The organism is Micromonospora sp. RTGN7, from assembly GCF_033804645.1.
Taxonomy (GTDB): Bacteria; Actinomycetota; Actinomycetes; order Mycobacteriales; family Micromonosporaceae; genus Micromonospora.
In genome coordinates this window covers 1-17,434 of the sequence record NZ_JAPZLF010000033.1, presented here as the reverse complement: position 1 = coordinate 17,434, position 17,434 = coordinate 1, and the positions used below count along the sequence as shown (strand labels likewise).

Annotated in this window: 14 protein-coding genes; 9 read left to right on the top strand and 5 right to left on the bottom strand. The window is 71.2% G+C overall.

The features are described 5' to 3' along the window. Positions 1 to 141 precede the first annotated feature (141 nt). The 3 genes from SNR22_RS28265 to SNR22_RS28255 form a co-directional block, all read right to left on the bottom strand. Positions 142 to 792: a DUF305 domain-containing protein gene (locus SNR22_RS28265; RefSeq protein ID WP_320069726.1), complete on the bottom strand. Its 651-nt coding sequence runs from the start codon at positions 790 to 792 to the stop codon at positions 142 to 144. Continuing rightward, the gene (locus tag SNR22_RS28260; protein WP_320069725.1) at positions 789 to 974 is read right to left on the bottom strand and encodes a hypothetical protein; all 186 of its coding nucleotides are present in this window, start codon (positions 972 to 974) and stop codon (positions 789 to 791) included. Before SNR22_RS28260 ends, SNR22_RS28265 begins: the two co-directional genes overlap by 4 nt. A 197-nt stretch (positions 975 to 1,171) precedes the next feature. Then, a complete protein-coding gene (locus tag SNR22_RS28255; RefSeq protein WP_320069724.1) occupies positions 1,172 to 1,348 on the bottom strand; it encodes a hypothetical protein in 177 nt (58 codons plus the stop codon). A 95-nt stretch (positions 1,349 to 1,443) separates the two neighbouring features. On the opposite strand from SNR22_RS28255, the gene SNR22_RS28250 reads away from it, so the two are divergent. From SNR22_RS28250 to SNR22_RS28235, 4 genes are all read left to right on the top strand, one after another. Next, positions 1,444 to 3,876: a glycogen debranching N-terminal domain-containing protein gene (locus SNR22_RS28250; protein WP_320069723.1), complete on the top strand. Its 2,433-nt coding sequence runs from the start codon at positions 1,444 to 1,446 to the stop codon at positions 3,874 to 3,876. A gap of 253 nt (positions 3,877 to 4,129) precedes the next feature. Beyond that, positions 4,130 to 5,647 (top strand): bifunctional 3-(3-hydroxy-phenyl)propionate/3-hydroxycinnamic acid hydroxylase, encoded by a 1,518-nt coding sequence (locus SNR22_RS28245; protein ID WP_320069722.1) that lies wholly within the window; start codon positions 4,130 to 4,132, stop codon positions 5,645 to 5,647. 174 nt (positions 5,648 to 5,821) lie between these two features. After that, positions 5,822 to 7,378: a ricin-type beta-trefoil lectin domain protein gene (locus SNR22_RS28240; protein ID WP_320069721.1), complete on the top strand. Its 1,557-nt coding sequence runs from the start codon at positions 5,822 to 5,824 to the stop codon at positions 7,376 to 7,378. Positions 7,379 to 7,433: 55 nt separating this feature from the next. Then, positions 7,434 to 8,690, top strand: coding sequence for a family 16 glycosylhydrolase (locus tag SNR22_RS28235; RefSeq protein ID WP_320069720.1), 1,257 nt, complete (start codon positions 7,434 to 7,436; stop codon positions 8,688 to 8,690). A gap of 116 nt (positions 8,691 to 8,806) precedes the next feature. Here the strand turns inward: SNR22_RS28235 and SNR22_RS28230 are convergent, their stop codons facing one another. Then, positions 8,807 to 9,043 carry a hypothetical protein gene (locus SNR22_RS28230; RefSeq protein WP_320069719.1) on the bottom strand — a complete coding sequence of 79 codons (237 nt, stop codon included), beginning with the start codon at positions 9,041 to 9,043 and terminating at the stop codon, positions 8,807 to 8,809. Positions 9,044 to 9,066: 23 nt separating this feature from the next. After that, positions 9,067 to 10,272, bottom strand: a complete 1,206-nt coding sequence (locus SNR22_RS28225; protein ID WP_320069718.1) for a chitosanase — start codon at positions 10,270 to 10,272, stop codon at positions 9,067 to 9,069. Positions 10,273 to 10,633: 361 nt separating this feature from the next. Here SNR22_RS28225 and SNR22_RS28220 point away from each other — a divergent pair, with 361 nt between their 5' ends. The 5 genes from SNR22_RS28220 (at position 10,634) to SNR22_RS28200 (ending at position 17,327) form a co-directional block, all read left to right on the top strand. After that, positions 10,634 to 11,635 (top strand): LacI family DNA-binding transcriptional regulator, encoded by a 1,002-nt coding sequence (locus SNR22_RS28220; RefSeq protein ID WP_320069717.1) that lies wholly within the window; start codon positions 10,634 to 10,636, stop codon positions 11,633 to 11,635. 508 nt (positions 11,636 to 12,143) lie between these two features. After that, entirely contained in the window at positions 12,144 to 13,523 is a 1,380-nt protein-coding gene (locus SNR22_RS28215) for an ABC transporter substrate-binding protein (protein ID WP_320069716.1), read from the top strand. Positions 13,524 to 13,605: 82 nt separating this feature from the next. Next, positions 13,606 to 14,562 carry a sugar ABC transporter permease gene (locus tag SNR22_RS28210; RefSeq protein WP_320069715.1) on the top strand — a complete coding sequence of 319 codons (957 nt, stop codon included), beginning with the start codon at positions 13,606 to 13,608 and terminating at the stop codon, positions 14,560 to 14,562. Between the two features lie 14 nt (positions 14,563 to 14,576). Continuing rightward, positions 14,577 to 15,464, top strand: coding sequence for a carbohydrate ABC transporter permease (locus SNR22_RS28205; RefSeq protein WP_320069714.1), 888 nt, complete (start codon positions 14,577 to 14,579; stop codon positions 15,462 to 15,464). Positions 15,465 to 15,632: 168 nt separating this feature from the next. Next, positions 15,633 to 17,327 (top strand): glycoside hydrolase family 13 protein, encoded by a 1,695-nt coding sequence (locus tag SNR22_RS28200; RefSeq protein WP_320069713.1) that lies wholly within the window; start codon positions 15,633 to 15,635, stop codon positions 17,325 to 17,327. Positions 17,328 to 17,434 lie beyond the last annotated feature (107 nt).

Sequence of the window (17,434 nt, the reverse complement as noted above, 5' to 3'; positions counted from 1 at the left end):
GGTCGATCCACCAGCGATCGACCTGGGCCCGTCCGCGTGCAGCTTGCCGCTCTCCTGCAGCGGCTGAAACCACGGGCTGACCGCACCGGCGACCCGCCAGAATGGGGTACGCCCGGGCCGCCGCGAGGTCCCCGCGCGGTTTCAGCCACTACTCGTGGCCGGAGCTGGGCGGAGCCAGTCTAGTTCGGTGGCGCGGGTCCGGCCCATCCGCTCCGCGAGCTGACGGGTCCCCGGGTCGGACCCGTTCGCCTGTTCGGACTCGGCCAGCCGCGCGCCCTGCTCCACGTGCTCGCGCAGGGTCTGCTCGATGGCGCGGTCGAACGCCGGGCCGCGTAGGGAGCCCAGCGTGACGAGGTCGGCGGGGATCACCATCCCGGGCAGGTCGTGTCCCTCGTGCGCGTTGGCCGTCGGCAGCCCGACCCCGTCGCGCAGCCGCCGCAGGTCGTCGAGTTCTGCGCGCCGGGCGGCCGAGATGCGTTCGACCGCCCGCTGGACGCCGGTGTCGGCGCTGCGCCCGGGTGCCAGGTCGAGCGCCTTGAGTACCTGCTCGTTCATCGGGATCATGAGCTGTAGCCACGCCGCGTCGGTGCCACCGAGCGTCGTGGCGGCGGTCGTTCCGCCGGGGGCCGGCTGGGCGGTCGACCCGCCGGGAGCCGACTGGGCTGACGGCGCGGCGGATGGCTCGGCGCGGCAGCCGGTGGTCGCGGGCAGGGCGGCGAGCAGGAGCCCGACGAGCAGGACGGACACCTTCGCGGGCCGGTTGCGGGGCCGGCGAGGGGGCGTGACCGTCATGGGATCCAGTAGGACGAGGTGTCCACCGACGGGCTGCAGTTGCTCCTGGCGTTGACCGGGACGCGCTCGCCGCTGCCGGAGACGGCGAGGTCCTGCCCGCCGTCCGCGCGGTAGACGGTGGTCCGGGAATTGCCGTCGGTCGAGGTCTGCACGGTGAGCGGCGGGGCAAGAGTCCGAAGCATCGGTGCTCCCTGGGGGTGGTGGGACCGACGGATCAGCGATCGGGGTCCGGAGTATGGGAGAGCGCTCTACTCTCGGCTCTGCCGACCGCGGCTGTCAATGACCTACGGATTGATCCTTGGCGATTGTTCTCTCCCGGAGCCGCTGGCCGGGCCCGTGCCGCCCACCGAGCCAGGCCCCGTCCGGGCCGTAGTGGGCGTCAGACGGGGCTGCGGACGAAGCTCTCCTCGCCCCACGACCCGTCGTCGTTCTCCGCGCGAATCACGAGACCGTCACCGGCGCAGCGGTACGAGCCGGTCACGGTCTCCGGTGCGCCGGTCAGGTCCACCTCGCGGCCGTCGATCCGCAGCAGAGCTCGCCGAAGCGCGGTCGTCACGGATCGCCGCAGCGTACGCTGTTTTCGTACCGATAAGTCCGCTTCATCGGGTGGGGCGGGCGGGCCGGGCTGGTGCGTGACGACAGGGGCGTCCGGTGAGCGAACGACTCGACGAGTTCTTCGCCGGCCTGGAGACCGCCCTGGGCCGACTGCCCACCACGCCCGCCGGGGTGATCCGCTTCAACTTCGTCGACGACCGGGAAACCACGACCCGGTTCGTGACCCTCGACGACGGGCGAGCCCGGGTGGGCCCCGTCGACCACGACCCGGACTGCGTCGTGGAGATGGCGCCGGAGACGTTCGAACGGCTGATCGACGGGGCCGATTACGTCGTGGCGATGCTGTTCCGCGGGGTGGTCGCGGTCGAGGGCGACCTGTCGCTGTTCCTGGCGTTCCGGCGGCTGCTACCGCCCTGGGCCGACAGCGCCAACCCCGAGCCGATCGCCGGGATGTCCCGCGCCGTCGAGCGCGTCGGCATCGGACTGTACGACACCAGCAGCATCTTCTACGGCAGCATGTTCCTGCTCAGTACCCGCAACGGCGACGTCGAGGCGGATCGCGCCGGCCCGCTCGGCCTCTTCTTCTTCGACACCCGTTTCCTGTCGACGTGGCGGTTGACCGTCAACGGGGAACGGCTCTCCGAGCTCTCCATCGACGACATTCGTCCCTTCGAGTCGAGGTTCGCGCTGGTGCCGGGCCAGCCCACGCACTACGTCAACGCCACCACCTCGATCCTGCGGCACCGCTCGCTGGGGCAGTCCTTCGAGGAGGGGGTCACCCTGTTCAACTACGCGCCCGAGCCGCTGCGGTACACCGTCCGGCTCGACGTCGGCGCGGACTTCGCGGAGGTGCGGGAGGTTCGGGACGGATTCCGCCGGACCCGCGAGGTCTCCACCACGATCGACGAGAGCACGCTGCGGCTGCACTACCGACGGAGCAGCCTGCACCGGGAGACGGTCGTCTCCTCCAGCGAGCCGGCCCGCGTCGACGAGCGCGGCTTCACCTTCACCGTGACCGTCGAGCCGCACAGCACCTGGTCCACCCGGTTACGCGTCCTGACCCTGGTGCGTGACCTACGCCGACGTGACCTGCGGGAGCGGCTGCGCAGCTCCACCGGACGGTCCCGCGCCGAGGCCGGCCGGGAGATCGACGAGATCGTCGCCGGCGTACCCCGGCTGCGCGCCGACTACGAGCCGTTGGCCGAGGCGTACCGGCGCAGCGTGCTGGACCTCGCCGCCCTGAACTACCAGGGCCTCAACTTCCCCGAGCAGTTGCCCGCCACCGGCCTGCCCTGGTCGATGGCCCTGCTGGGCCGGGAGAGCCTGATCAGCAGCCTCCAGGCGCTGCCCTTCCTGCCGCAGCGGGCGGCCGGTGCGCTGCGGATCCTGGCGCTCTCCCAGGGCGCCCGGGTCGACCCGTTCCGGGGCGAGCAACCCGGTCGGATCCTCCAGGAGATCCGGTACGGCGAATCGGCCGCCTTCAACGACACCCCCGACGCGACCGCCTTCTCCGCGGCCGACACCACCCCGCTCTTCATCATCCTGCTCGACGAGTACGAACGCTGGACCGGCGACGCGGACCTGGTCCGCAGGTACGAGTTCGAGGTCCGGGCCGCCGTCGCCTGGCTCGACGGGCACGCCGAGGACGGCGGCGACGGTTACCTCTGGTCCGTCCGCCGGCAGACCCGGACCGGGCCGGTCAACGAGAGCTGGCGAAGCTCGGTGCACGGCATCTGCTTCCGCGACGGCCGGCTCCCCACGTTCCCCCAGGCGATCTGCGAGCTGCAGGGGTACGCCTACGACGCCAGGCTGCGGGCGGCCCGGATGGCCCGGGTGTTCTGGGACGATCCGGACTGGGCCGATCGGCTGGAGCGGGACGCCACCGCGCTCAGGCGCCGGTTCCACCGGGACTTCTGGATGCCCGCGCGGGGCTGCTACGCGCTGGCCCTGCAGGCCGACGGGGAGCAGGTCGACGCGCTCGCGTCGAATGTCGGTCACCTGCTGTGGAGCGGCATCGTCGCGCCCGAGCACGCCGAGCGCCTTGTGGAGCACCTGCTCGGACCGGCCCTGTTCTCCGGCTGGGGGGTGCGTACCCTGTCCGACGCCGAGTGGCAGTTCAACCCGTTGGGCCACCACACCGGCGCGATCTGGCCGTCGGACAACTCCCTGATCGTCTGGGGGCTGCGCCGGTACGGCTTCCGGGCCGAGGCCGCCCGGGTGACCCTGGGGCTGCTGGAGGCGGGACGGTACTTCCAGGGCCGGCTGCCCGCGTACTTCGCCGGGTACGACCGGACCACCACCCGCGTCCCGGTGCGGCACCACTTCACCGACAGTCCCTACGCGCCCTCCGCCGGAGCGACGCTGCTGTTGCTGCGCGCCCTACTCGGCCTCGAACCGCGCGAGGACCACCTGGTGATCGATGCCGGGGTCCCGGAGGAGATGGGCCAGATCGAGCTGCTCGACATCAAGGGCCGCTGGGGATACGCCGACGCCCTTGGCCGGGGCCGCCCGTTGCGCCCCCGCTCCTGAGCCGGGGACCCCAGGCCGGTCGGCCCGGATCGAGGTGCCGGGCCTGTCGAGGGGCCGGCCGGGGTGGCACGTCCCGGGTGGTGACCGGGGCACGCCGCCGGCACCCCGGCGGTCAGCGTCGGCGCAGGGGGCGGTCGGTACCGTCGAGGCGGGCGGGTGCGGCCCGCCGGGCAGCGACGGCCGGCGAACCGGCCCGGTGAGGGCCGGGAAATGGCGCTCCACCGGGCCGGCTAGGGCGGGGCGAGGAGGAGCGGTGGACGATCCGGTGCCCGTCGTCATCGTCGGCGCCGGGCCGACCGGGGTGATGGCGGCCCGGCTGCTCGCCGTGCACGGTGTCCGGTCGGTCGTGCTCGACCGGTGGCCGACGGCCTACCCCCGGCCACGTGCGGTCCACCTCGACGACGAGGTGTGCCGGATCCTGCACCGGGCGGGAGTGTACGAGGAGTTCGCGGCCGTCTCCCGGCCGGCCGAGGGGCTGCGGCTGCTCGGCCCCGATCACCGGGTCCTGGCGCAGTTCAGCCGGGGAACGGCGGACGGGGCCCACGGCCACCCCCAGGCGAACATGTTCGACCAGCCGACGCTGGAGGCCATCCTCCGCCGCGCCGTCGACCACGATCCGCTGGTCACCCTGCGCGGCGGCGTCGAGGTCACCTCGGTGTCGGTCGACGGCGACGGGGCGGTGGCCGTTGCCGTCACCGACCGGGGGTCGGGGGAACGGCAGACGCTGCGTGCGCGGTACGTCCTCGGCTGCGACGGCGCCAACAGCACCGTCCGGGCTCGGATCTCCTCGCGCGTGCGCGACCTCGGCTTCGCGCAGCGCTGGCTCGTGGTCGACGTCGACACGGACGCCGGGATCGACGCGTGGGAGGGCGTACACCAGGTGTGCGACCCCCGGCGGGCCGCCACCTTCATGCGGGTCGGGGCCCGGCGCTACCGGTGGGAGTTCCGCCTGCTGCCCGGCGAGACCGCCGAGGCCATGTCCGCCCCGCAGATCCTGCACGAGCTGGTCCGGCCGTGGACGAAGGATCTGCCGTTCGAGGCGCTCGCGGTGGTCCGCTGCGCGGAGTACACCTTCCGCGCCCAGCTCGCCGACCGGTGGCGTGTCGGGCCGGTGTTCCTCCTCGGCGACGCCGCCCACCTCACCCCGCCGTTCATCGGCCAGGGGCTGGGCTCCGGTCTGCGCGACGCCGCCAACCTCACCTGGAAGCTCGCCGCCGTGCTGACCGGTGGCCTACCCGATGCGGCGCTGGACAGCTACGAGACCGAGCGGAGGCCCCACGTCACCGCGCTGATCAGGCTCGCCGTGGGGGTCGGTCGGGCCATGACCCAGGGCGGTGAGGTCGGCAACCTGCTGCGCCGGGTCGTCGCGCCACGGCTCGTCCATGTTCCGGGCCTGCGGGCCAGGGTCCTCGACAGCACCACCGCGCCCCTGCGGCGCTCGGCCCTGCGCCGGCCGCGCCGGTCGCCGTGGAGCCGCAACGGCCGGCTCTGCCCGAACCCGGTCCTGGGCGACGGCCAACGCCTCGACGACGTGCTCGGCTCCTCCTTCGCCGTACTCGCCCTCGGCCCTCTTCCGCCGCAGGTGGCCGCCGAGGCGCGCCGGCGGCGGGTGGTGCTCGTACCCGTGGAACCGGCCTCGGCCCTCGGGCGGTGGCTGTGTCGGGGCGGCGCCCGCGCGGCGCTCGTGCGCCCCGATCGGACGGTGATGCGCACGGGCGCAGACGGGGCAGCCCTGCTCAGGGCCGCCCCGGTCCTGCCGCCGGCCGGGTGACGCACCCGGTGGGTCGGGTGTGCCGGGCCCGGGCGACCAATTGGTAACAGTCTTGACAGAAAACATTAACATCGACAAACTCCGTTGAGAGCGCTCTCTGGGCCGCCCCGGCTCTCGCACCCACCACACCGCGACCGCCCGTCGTCCGCCGTACGTCCTCGGGAGGACCCCCCCATGCCGCGACAGCTCCGCGCGTTCGGCACCGTCACCGCAGCTCTGCTACTCGTCATCACGTCCCCGATGGCGGCCCGCGCCGCCGACCCCGCCCCGGGCGCCGCCCCGGCAGCCACCGCGACTGCCGCCTCCGGCCTCGCGCCGGAAATGGTCGCGGCGATTCGCCGCGACCTCGGGCTCACCACCGACCAGATCGCCGTCCGGCTGCGCACCGAGGCCGCCGCGCCCTCGGTCGAGCAGCGCCTGCGCGCCCGGCTCGGCACGGCTTTCGGCGGCGCGTGGATCCCCTCGGACGGGCAGCGCCTGACCGTCGCGGTCACCGACCCGGCGCTCACCGCCGTCGTCCGCGCCGAGGGCGCGGAGGCCACCGTCGTCGCCCGCAGCGAGCGCGACCTCGGCACCGTCAAACGGGCCCTCGACCGACGTGCCGCCCGGGCGGATCAGCAGCAAATCCGCAGCTGGCGCGTTGACGTCGCCGACAACAGCGTCGTGCTGACGGCGGCACCGGGCGCCACCGCCGCGGCGGCCGCGTTCGCGCGGGCCAGCGGCGTCGCCGCCGACGCCGTACGGGTCGTCGAGTCCGCCGACGTGCCTCGCACTTTGTACGACATCCGCGGTGGCGACCAGTACGTCATCAACGGCAACACGCTCTGCTCGGTCGGCTTCGCGGTCGCCGGGGGCTTCGTCACCGCCGGCCACTGCGGCGGCACCGGCAGCCCGACGCTCGGCTTCAACAATGCCGCGCAGGGCACGTTCGCCGGCTCGTCCTTCCCCGGCAACGACTACGGCTGGGTGCGGACCAACGGCAACTGGGCCTCGCAACCCTGGGTGAACAACTACTCCGGCGGCAACGCCCCGGTCGCCGGCTCCCAGGACGCGGCGATCGGCAGCTCCGTCTGCCGCTCGGGACGCACCACCGGCTGGCGCTGCGGCACCATCCTCGGCCGCAACGAGACCGTGAACTACTCCCAGGGCGCGGTGTACGGCTTGACCCGCAGCAACGCCTGCGCCGAGGGAGGCGACTCCGGCGGCGCCTGGATCAGCGGCGACCAGGCGCAGGGGGTCACCTCCGGGGGCTCCGGCAACTGCACCACCGGCGGCACCACCTACTTCCAGCCGGTCAACGAGATCCTCGGCGCCTACGGGCTGTCGCTGACCACGACCGGGGGCGGGGGCGGAAGCCGGCTCATCAGCAACTGGAACAACAAGTGCATCGACGTGCCGAGCTCGAACTTCAACGACGGCGTGCCGCTGAACATGTGGGCCTGCAACGGCACCCTCGCCCAGGCGTGGACCTTCACCGGCGGCACCCTGCGCACCCAGAACAACAAGTGCATGGACGTGGCCTGGGGGTCCACGGCCAACGGCGCAGTGATCCAGATCGCCACCTGCAGCGGCAACCCCGCCCAGCAGTTCGTCCTCTCCGCGGCCGGCGACCTGGTCAACCCCCAGGCCAACAAGTGCGTTGACATCGTCGGCTGGAACGGCGCCGACGGCGCCCGGCTCAATCTGTGGGAGTGCGCCGGCACCGCCAACCAGAAGTGGCGGCGTGGCTGATCGCGCCCGCCGGTCAGTCCTACGTCCGCCCGCAACGACAGTCGAGGAGGCTCTCATGACCAGATCCCGATCCGCTCCCAGGGCGCTCGCCCGCGTCGCCCTCACCCTCGCCGTCACCGCGGCGTCCCTCGTCCTGCCCGGCCCCGCCGCGCCCGCCCAGGCGGCGATCGGCGGCATCACCTGGGCCGACGAGTTCAACGCCCCCGCCGGCGCGGCCGTCGACCAGGGCAAGTGGCGGTTCGACATCGGCGGCGGTGGCTGGGGCAACAACGAGAGGCAGTACTACACGAACAGCACCAGCAATGCCGTGCACGACGGCCAGGGCAATCTGGTCATCACGGCGCGCAAGGAGAACCCGGCCAACTACCAGTGCCATTACGGCCGGTGCGAGTACACCTCCGCCCGGCTGCTGACCGCCGCGACGTTCACCCAGGCGTACGGCCGCTTCGAGGCCCGGATCAAGATCCCCCGGGGTCAGGGCATCTGGCCGGCGTTCTGGATGCTCGGCAACGACATGGGCAGCGCGGGCTGGCCGAACGCCGGTGAGCTCGACATCATGGAGAACATCGGCCGGGAGCCGAACACCGTCTACGGCACCATCCACGGGCCCGGTTACTCCGGCGGCGGGGGCATCACCGGCAGCCGTACCGTCGGTGCGCCGCTGGCCGACGGCTTCCACACCTACCGGGTGGACTGGGAGCCCAACTCGATCGTCTGGTATCTCGACGGCGTCGAGTTCCACCGCGTCGACCCGAGCCGGCTGGGCGGTAACCGGTGGGTCTTCGACCACCCGTTCTTCATGATCCTGAACGTGGCCGTCGGTGGCTACTGGCCGGGCTACCCGGACGCCACCACCCAGTTCCCGCAGCAGATGCTGGTCGACTACGTTCGGGTCAACGGCTACACCGACGGCGGCGGCCCGACCCCCGGCACCACCCGGCTGCGGGGCGCGCAGAGCGGGCGGTGCGTCGACATTCCGAGCGCCAACCCGGTCGACGGCGCCAAGCTGCAGATCTGGGACTGCAACACCACCGCCGCGCAGGCGTGGACCTTCGCCGGCGACGGCACGGTGCGGGCGATGGGCAAGTGCATGGACCCTGCCTGGGCCGGCACCGCCAACGGCACCGAGGTCAACCTCGTCACCTGCAACGGCAACCCGGCCCAGCGGTTCACCCTGAGCGCGACCGGTGACCTGGTGAACATCAGCGCCAACCGGTGCGTCGACGTGCGCGACCAGGTTGCCGCCAACGGGGGCAAGCTCCAGCTGTGGGACTGCTCCGGCAGCGCCAACCAGAAGTGGTCGCGGTACTGACCGCGTAGCGAGGGGTACGAGTGAGTCCGGCGCGGCGGGGGACTGCCGCGCCGGACTCACTCGGGGGCGCAATCGTTGACTCGTCGCCGCGCTTGCCCACCGGGACGCCTGACGGCTCAGGCGGCTTCCTTCCGGGGGCACAGAATCCGGCATCGGGCCCGGCCCGGAGGAGGCCGGTTCCGTCGCCGTGATGCCGACCCGGTGAGCCTGGTGGCGAGCCGGCCCTCCCCGCCGACAGGGGCCTCCGCCACCTCGAGCGGGATGTCCGCCGCCCCGGCCCGGACGGCCGCGAGGGCCGCCTCGCCGGCGTTGTCGGCCCGCTCGCCGCCGACCAGGTCGCCCAGAACGCGCACGTCCTCGCTGTACCGGCTTCGAGCTAGCCGATCCGGTACTGGTCGCCGTAGATGGCGAACACCAGCGGGGTGTTCAGGTCGAAGTTGCCGTTGTTGAGGAAGACCCGCTGGGCGGTGTCCACCCGGGACGTGTCGGAGTGCGCCGCCTCCTTCTTCATCTCGATGACCCGCTCGTCGAGGAAGGTGTTGAGCCAGGTCCGCTCGTCGCCGCCCTGGGCCGGCGGCTTCGCCCGCGCGAGGGCGCGGCTACGGATCGCCCGCATGCCCTCGTACCCGTGCATCACCGCCGCGTCGTAGTAGGCGAACTGGCCGAGCGCTCGGATGCCGTCGTTCTTGCCGTCGCGTACGGACGGGTTGAAGTACACCCGGTCCCGCTCGGCCTCCTGGGCGGCCTGGAACGTCGGGTCGGCGGCGGCGGTCCGCCAGTCCTGGGGGAAGCCCGGGTCCAGACCGGCGTGTGAGTCGGTGCCGTCGACGGCGCGCAGGGCCGGCAGGTACTTCGCCAGGATGTTGCCGGGCTTGGTGGCCGTGTACGCCCCGACCAGCTCCAGCATGTCGCCCGTGCCGGAGCAGAATCCGATGATGCCGGCGGTGTAGCCCCGCCCGTCGCCGATGTCCTCGATGTAGGAGAACTGGGCACGCCAGTTGAGTGACGAGTTCTCCGCGGCCGAGACGAGCTGCATGGCCACGTCCTTCTTCGCCGGGTTGTCGAGGTGGACGCCGGCAGGGATGGTCGGGCTGGGGGTGGTGCCCCCGCCGGGCAGGGTCCACCGTTGGTTTGCGCTGCCGGCGCAGCTCCAGATCTGCAGCCGGGTGCCGTTGGCCGTGCTCTGGCCCGTCACGTCGAGGCACTTGCCCGAGCCGGTGTTGACCAGCGTCCCGTTGGACGCGGTCCACCGCTGCGCGCCGGTGCCGTTGCAGTCGTACAGCTGGATCTTGGCGCCGTCCGCCGTCGATGCGGCGGTGACGTCCAGGCACTTGCCGAGCGCGCGGACCGAGCCGTCCGCGTTGCCGACGGTCCACGTCTGGGCCGTGCTGTTGTTGCAGGCGTAGAGCTGGACGGCGGTTCCATTGGCGGAACTGCCGGCGGCGACGTCGACGCACTTGCCGCCGAGGCCGGTGATCGGCCCGGCGGCCGCGGCGCTGGCCGACGGCAGCCCGTAGCCGATTGCCGCGGCGGGGATCAGCAGGACCGCGGCGAGGTGGGCGACGGTTCTCTTGGAAGGCATGGCGCTCCTAGGGATGGGTGAGTTCATCGGGCTGCCCGGTGCCGCCGACGAGCGCCCGCGAAAAACCGGCAATGTTGTTAACAGATAGCATTGTGTCGATGTGGTGTCAAACGGTCGCCGGTGCTGCCGCCCTGCCGCGCCGTACGCCGAGCGGATCTGGGTCTGGTGTGGTTGCTGCCCACCGCGCCGGCCCCTGAGGCGGGGCGCCGTCCGGGGGCCTGTCGGGGTGGGGTGCGGATCGAGGAGCTGGCCCTGCCCTGACCGATGCACGCTCCGCCGCGACCGAATCACGGCAAGGAGATGACGTTCGTGCGTCAGCTGGCAGTATATTTCTTGCAGGGTTTTGACGTATGGTTGCCGCGTGACGAAGCGACTGACTGAGGTGGCGAGGAAGGCGGGCGTCAGCGAGGCCACCGTCAGCCGGGTGCTCAACGGCCGTGGCGGGGTCTCTGAGTCCACCCGCACCGCGGTGCTCACCGCGCTGGACGTGCTCGGCTACGAACGGCCCACCAAGCTGCGCGGGGAGCGGGCCCGGCTGGTCGGGCTGGTGCTGCCGGAGCTGCAGAACCCGATCTTCCCGGCATTGGCCGAGGTGGTCACCGGATCGCTCGCCCAGCGGGGATACACCCCGGCGCTCTGCGCCCGGACCATCGGTGGCGTGTCCGAGTCGGACTACGTCGAGATGCTGCTCGACCACCAGGTGTCCGGCATCATCTTCGCCGGCGGGTCGTACGCGCTCGCCGGCGCCTCGCACGACCACTACCGCCGGCTGACCGGCCGGGGGCTCCCGGTGGTGCTGGTGAACGCGGGTGTGGACACGCTGGATTTCCCCGGCGTCTCCACCGACGACGCGGTCGCGGTGGAGCAGGCGTACGGGCACCTGCGGTCCCTCGGCCACGAGCGGATCGGCACCGTCCTGGGCCCCGAGGACCACGTGCCCTCCCGGCGCAAGATGACCGCGTTGGCGCGGATCGCCGGCTGGCGGGACCCGGACGAGCACGTCGAGCGGTCCAGTTTCTCGATGGAAGGTGCCCGGGTCGCCGCCACGAAGCTTGTCGGCCGGGGCGTCACCGGCGTCATCTGTGCCAGCGACGTCCTGGCGCTCGGCACGATCCGCGCGGTGCGCCGGCTCGGGTTGTCGGTGCCCGAGGACGTGTCGGTGGTCGGCTTCGACGACTCGGCGTTCATGACCTGCACCGACCCGCCGCTGACGACCGTTCGGCAGCCGATCGAGACGATGGGCCAGGCTGCGGTGGACCTGTTGGTCACCCAGATCGACGGTGCCGGGGTCCTCCGCGACGAGCTGCTCTTCGAGCCGGAGCTGGTGGTACGCGGCTCGACCGGGCCCGTGGCCCGCGGCTGACCCCGGCCCGCCCCGCTCGCGGATCGGCCGCCGGCCACCGTTCCCGCCGCTGACCGTCGCGCCGTTCGCTGTTCGCCGTTCGGCCGGCCGTTCGGCCACCCAAAGCCCACCTCCCTGGCTGCTGAGCGCCGCTCCGGCCGCCGACCGCTGCTCGCGGTCGGCGGCCCTTTTGTCGTTGCCCGCACCGCTCGGCATCGGCCCGATCCACCGGCCGGCACGGCAACCGTCCAGCACGACGCCCAAAAAGTGCGAAAGCCTGCAAACCAGGTCTACTTAGAGGCGTTGTCGAAATCTGCCATGGACAAGTCGTGTCCTTGCATACTCAGATCGATATCTTGCCGAAATGAGTTCGTCTCGCTACAGTGACTCCACTCACATCCTGGCCCCGAAGCAGCTACCGGGATCAGGTCGCCGGGCCGATACAAATCAGTGACATGGCCTCGTCACGGTGCGATCACCGCAGCTCGGCGGGCCTCATGGAGACACCCGTTCCCGAAGGGATGGACAGATGTCCGTACCGCAGTACCGGAAGGTTGCGGCGTCAGCGCTCGTGGCCGGCCTGGGGCTCAGCCTGCTGGCTTGCTCCACGAAGAGCGACGACGCAGCGAACGATGCGAGCGGCAAGGTGACCATCACCGTCGACTGCCAGCCGGTCGGAGCACAGAAAGAGCTGTTGAAGAACTGGAACGACGACGTCGTCGAGTTCCAGCGGCAGAATCCCGACATCGTCGTCAAGAGCGTCAGCGTCGGCGAGCAGTGCAACAACCCGCCGGACTTCGCCGCTCGCCTTGCCGGCGGCACCGTGACCGACGTGTTCTACGGGTACATGACCGATCTCCAGCAGGTGCTCGACTCCGGTCAGGCGATGGACATCAACGAGTTCGCCAACAAGGACACGGTTCCGACCTGGGACAGCGTCGACCCGGCACTCAAGGAGGTCTTCAGCGACGGCGGCAAGCTCTACGCCGTCCCGGTGAAGAACTACTCGATGGGCCTGGTCTACAACAAGGTCCTGTTCCAGAAGGCGGGGCTCGACGCGAACAACCCGCCCAAGACGTGGGGCGAGGTCCGGGCCGCCGCCAAGAAGATCTCCGCGCAGGGCAACGGCATCGCCGGCTACGCGGAGTACAGCGCCGGCAACACCGGAGGCTGGCACTTCACCTCCCTGCTCTACTCCCAGGGCGGCCAGATGCTGGCCCCGGACGGCAAGAAGGCCGACTTCAACAACGCGATGGGCAAGCAGGTCCTGCAGAACCTCAAGGACATGCGGTACGGCGACAACAGCATGGGCGCCCGCCAGCTGCTGCAGTGGGGCGACCTGCTGACCAACGCCGGCGCGGGCAAGGTCGGCATGTTCATCGGTGCGCCGGACGCCACCCAGGCGATCGTCAGCCAGTTCCAGGGCAAGTTTCAGGACTGGGCGATGGCCCCGCTGCCCGGCCAGGACGGTGCGGCGAAGGGGACGCTCGGTGGTGGCGAGGGCTACTTCTTCAAGAAGGGTCTCTCTCCCGAGCAGGTCAAGGCCGGTCTGAAGTGGATCGCGTACCAGAAGCTGACGCCGGGCAAGGGTCAGTTCGACTACGTCCGGGCCAAGCCGCAGAACTACCCGGTGGGCCTGCCCCAGCCGCTGCTCTTCGCCAACGGCAGCGACGCGCAGAAGCAGGAGCTCGAGCTGCGCAAGGCGAACGCGAACGTCGACACCGCGAACTTCTCGCTCTTCGAGGCGAACCCGGTGCCGATCAAGGGTGAGCCCCGCAACGCGCAAGCGATCTACGCGGTGCTCGACGCCGCGGTGTCCGGCGTGCTGACGAACCCGAACGCGAACATCGACGCACTCCTATCAACGGCCGAAGGCAAGGTCAACAAGCTCCTCGCTGCCGAGAGCTGATCCGACGGTGTGGGGGCCGGCGCATCGGCCCCCACACCCTCCGCGCCGCACCGTCCGGTCACCGAATCACGCAGGAGTTGCCTTGGCGATCACCACCGTCCCGAGGACCGAGAGAGCACCGGGACGCCCCGCCTCGTCGTACCCGGCAGGGTCGCGGCGCGCGAGCCTCCGCCGCAAGGTACGAGACAACCTCACCGGGCACACCTTCCTGTTCGGCGCCGTGGTCTGCTTCGCGTTCTTCTCCTGGTACCCGATGATCCGTGGCGTCGTGATGAGCTTCCAGCGCACCCGGCGCGGCGTCACGACCTGGGTCGGCTGGGACAACTACGACCGCATCATCGCCGACCCCAGCTTCTGGACGGCCTGGAAGAACACGTTCTACTTCACGCTTCTCGCGCTCGTGCTCGGGTACGCGGTGCCGTTCTTCGTGGCGATCCTGCTCAACGAGTTCCGCCACGCCAAGGGATACCTGCGGATCCTGGTCTACCTGCCGGTGATGCTGCCGCCGGCCTCGGCGCTGTTCCTTTTCAAGTTCTACGCGTACGACCCCAGCGACGCGGGACTGTTCAACTCGATCCTCAAGGCGCTGCACCTGCCCACCTCGCAGTGGATGCAGTCCGTCGGGATGACGATGCCGGCAATGGTGATCGCGTCGACCTGGATGAACATGGGCGGCGCGGTGCTCATCTACCTGGCGGCACTGCAGAACATCCCCGGCGAACTCTACGAAGCGGCCGAGCTCGACGGCGCCGGGATCTGGCGGCGGATCCGCAACGTGACGATCCCGCAGACCCGGCTGATCCTCGCACTCCTGGCGATGATGCAGATCGTCGCCACGATGCAGTTCTTCATCGAGCCGCTGATCCTGGCGAACGGTACAGGTGCGGAGGACTCCGCCACCTCGGTGGCGTACCTCATCTACCAGCACGGATTCTTCCAGAACGACCTCAACGGCGCCGCGGCGCTCGGCGTGATCATGCTCGTGGTGCTGGCCGGCTTCTCCGCCGTCTACGTGCGGCTGAGCGCGAAACAGGACTAGGACGGGGCGAGGACATGGCACACGGCTCCGGGACCCGGACCCTCATCTCCCACGCACAGCTCAGGCGGGGGCGCGGCAGGATCATCTACTGGACGCTGCTCACCGTCGTCGTCTTGGGCTTCACGCTCGTCTTCCTCGGGCCGCTCTACTGGATGGTCACCGGCGCGCTCAAGTCCGGCCAGGAGATCGCGCAGACCCCGCCGTCGCTGTTCCCGAAGGATCCCCAACTGCAGAACTACGCCGACGCGTGGAACAACCTCGACCTCGCCAAGTTGCTGTTCAACACGTTCTACTACGCGGCCGGCGCGCTGCTGTTCCAACTCGTCCTCGACACCGCCGCGGCGTACGCCCTGTCGAAGCTCCGACCGGTGTTCGGCAATCTGATCCTCGCCCTGATGCTGGCCACGCTGATGATCCCGGCGATGGTCCTCATCGTTCCGCAGTACGTGACCGTGATCGATCTGCCGATCCTGCACGTCAACCTGCTCGACTCGCCGTTCGCGATCTGGCTGCCCGCCGTCGCGAACGCGTTCAACATCTTCCTGCTGAAACGGTTCTTCGACTCGATCCCGGAGGAGCTGATGGCGGCGGCCCTCGTGGACGGGGCGACGCCGCTGCGCACGCTGTGGTCGATCATCCTGCCGATGTCGCGCCCCATCCTCGGCGTGGTTTCGATCTTCGCGGTGACGGCGGTCTGGAAGGACTTCCTCTGGCCGAAGCTGGTCATGCCGTCGCCCGAGACCCGGACGGTCAGCGTCGGGATCTACGCCTTCGCGGGTGGCACACCCATGAACGTCGTGATCGCCGCGTCGGTCATCGCCGCGATCCCGACCGTCATCGTCTTCCTGATCTTCCAACGGAGCATCATGTCCGGCCTGACCGCCGGCAGCCTCAAGGGATAGCCCGAAGGCGCGGACGCCGAGCACCGCAGCCCTCGGGCGGGCTCGATGACGGGCCGACGCACCGGCGCACCACCAGCGCGAACTCCCGCGGCGAACAACGACCGTTCGCCCGACACACATCCAGGTCCGGCGAACCCGCCGACGTACCGACGCAGAAAGCAGGTGCTCGTGCCCACAGCAGACAACAGTCCGTGGTGGCGTGGAGCGGTGATCTACCAGGTGTACCCGCGTAGCTTCGCCGACGGCAACGGCGACGGCATCGGTGACATCGCCGGCATCCGGTCCCGGCTGGATCACCTGTCCGCGCTTGGCATCGACGCGATCTGGTTCAGCCCCTGGTACCCCTCCCCGATGGCCGACGCCGGCTACGACGTCACCGACCACCGGGACATCGACCCGATGTTCGGCAGCCTCACCGAGGCGGAGGCGCTGATCGACGAGGCGCACGGGCGGGGCATCCGGATCATCGTGGACGTGGTGCCCAACCACTGTTCCGAGGCGCATCCCTGGTTCCAGGCGGCGCTGGCCGGCGGCCCGGACGCCCCCGAGCGGGAGCTGTTCTGGTTCCGCCCCGGCCGGGGCCCCGGCGGCGACCAGCGGCCCACCGACTGGGTGTCCCAGTTCGGCGGGGACTGCTGGACCCGCACCACCAACCCCGACGGCACCCCCGGCGACTGGTACCTGCACCTGTTCGCCCCGGAGCAGCCCGACCTCAACTGGGACCACCCGAGGGTGCGCGCCGAGTTCGAGGACATCCTGCGGTTCTGGTTCGACCGGGGGGTGGACGGCATCCGGATCGACTCGGCCGCGTTGCTGGTGAAGGACCCGGCGCTGCCCGAGGTGACCGACGACGCCCCGAGCCCCTTCGTCGACCTGGACGCGGTGCACGACATCTACCGCAGCTGGCGGCGGATCGCCGACGGGTATCCGGGCGACCGGGCGCTGATCGGCGAGGTGTGGCTGCCGGACCGGGAGCGGTTCGCCAACTACCTGCGCCCCGACGAGCTGCACTCGGCGTTCAACTTCGACTTCCTCGGCTGCGCCTGGGACGCGGAAGCCCTGCGCCGCTGCGTCGACGACACGATCGCCGCGCACGCCCCGGTCGGTGCCCCCGCCACCTGGGTGCTCTCCAACCACGACGTGACCCGCCACGTCACCCGGTACGGCCGGGCGGACACCACGTTCAGCTTCGCCAGCAAGCGCGAGGGCGTCCCCACCGACCTGGAACTGGGCACCGTACGCGCCCGCGCGGCGGCGCTGCTCACCCTGGCCCTGCCCGGCGCGGCCTACGTCTACCAGGGCGAGGAGCTGGGCCTGTGGGAGGTCGAGGACGTCCCGCCGGAGCTGCGCCAGGACCCGATGTGGGGGCGCTCGGGGCACGGCCGGGACGGCTGCCGGGTGCCGCTGCCCTGGGCCGGCGACGCGCCGCCGTTCGCGTTCAGCCCCGACGGTGCGGCGCGGGTGCCGTGGCTTCCCCAGCCCGCCGAGTGGAAGGACCGCACGGTCCGGGCGCAGATCGACGACCCGCACTCGATGCTGGAGCTGTACCGGGCGGCAATCGGCAGCCGGCGTGCCGAACCGGGCCTCGGTGACGGGGAGATGCGCTGGCTCGGAGCGCCTGACGGGGTGCTTGCCTTCGCCCGGGGGGCCGCCTTCGTCTGCCTGGTGAACCTGGGTACGACCTCGGTGCCGTTGCCCGCGCACGAGACGCGGCTGCTGGCCAGCGGGCCGCTGGTGAGAGACCTCCTCCCGCCCGACACCGCCGTCTGGCTGCGCACCGCCGACACGCCGTCCGACGGGGTTCCCGCCGTGTGGGCGGGGTCCGCCGAGGCGCCGCCGGCCGGCCCCGCGCCGGCAGCCTGACCGTTCCTCTCCGGCGCCGGGCGGGGCGGGCCGCCCCCGGCGGGGCCCCCCACCAACGGAGGCCACCGCCGGGGGGGCCCCCCCCCGGGGCCCCGGCCCGCCGGCCC

Coding starts and splice junctions, on each gene's coding strand:
- SNR22_RS28215 (WP_320069716.1), top strand. CDS start 12,144: ATGTCCGTACCGCAGTACCGGAAGGTTGCGGCGTCAGCGCTCGTGGCC.
- SNR22_RS28265 (WP_320069726.1), bottom strand. CDS start 792: ATGACGGTCACGCCCCCTCGCCGGCCCCGCAACCGGCCCGCGAAGGTG.
- SNR22_RS28225 (WP_320069718.1), bottom strand. CDS start 10,272: ATGCCTTCCAAGAGAACCGTCGCCCACCTCGCCGCGGTCCTGCTGATC.
- SNR22_RS28240 (WP_320069721.1), top strand. CDS start 5,822: ATGCCGCGACAGCTCCGCGCGTTCGGCACCGTCACCGCAGCTCTGCTA.
- SNR22_RS28235 (WP_320069720.1), top strand. CDS start 7,434: ATGACCAGATCCCGATCCGCTCCCAGGGCGCTCGCCCGCGTCGCCCTC.
- SNR22_RS28260 (WP_320069725.1), bottom strand. CDS start 974: ATGCTTCGGACTCTTGCCCCGCCGCTCACCGTGCAGACCTCGACCGAC.
- SNR22_RS28205 (WP_320069714.1), top strand. CDS start 14,577: ATGGCACACGGCTCCGGGACCCGGACCCTCATCTCCCACGCACAGCTC.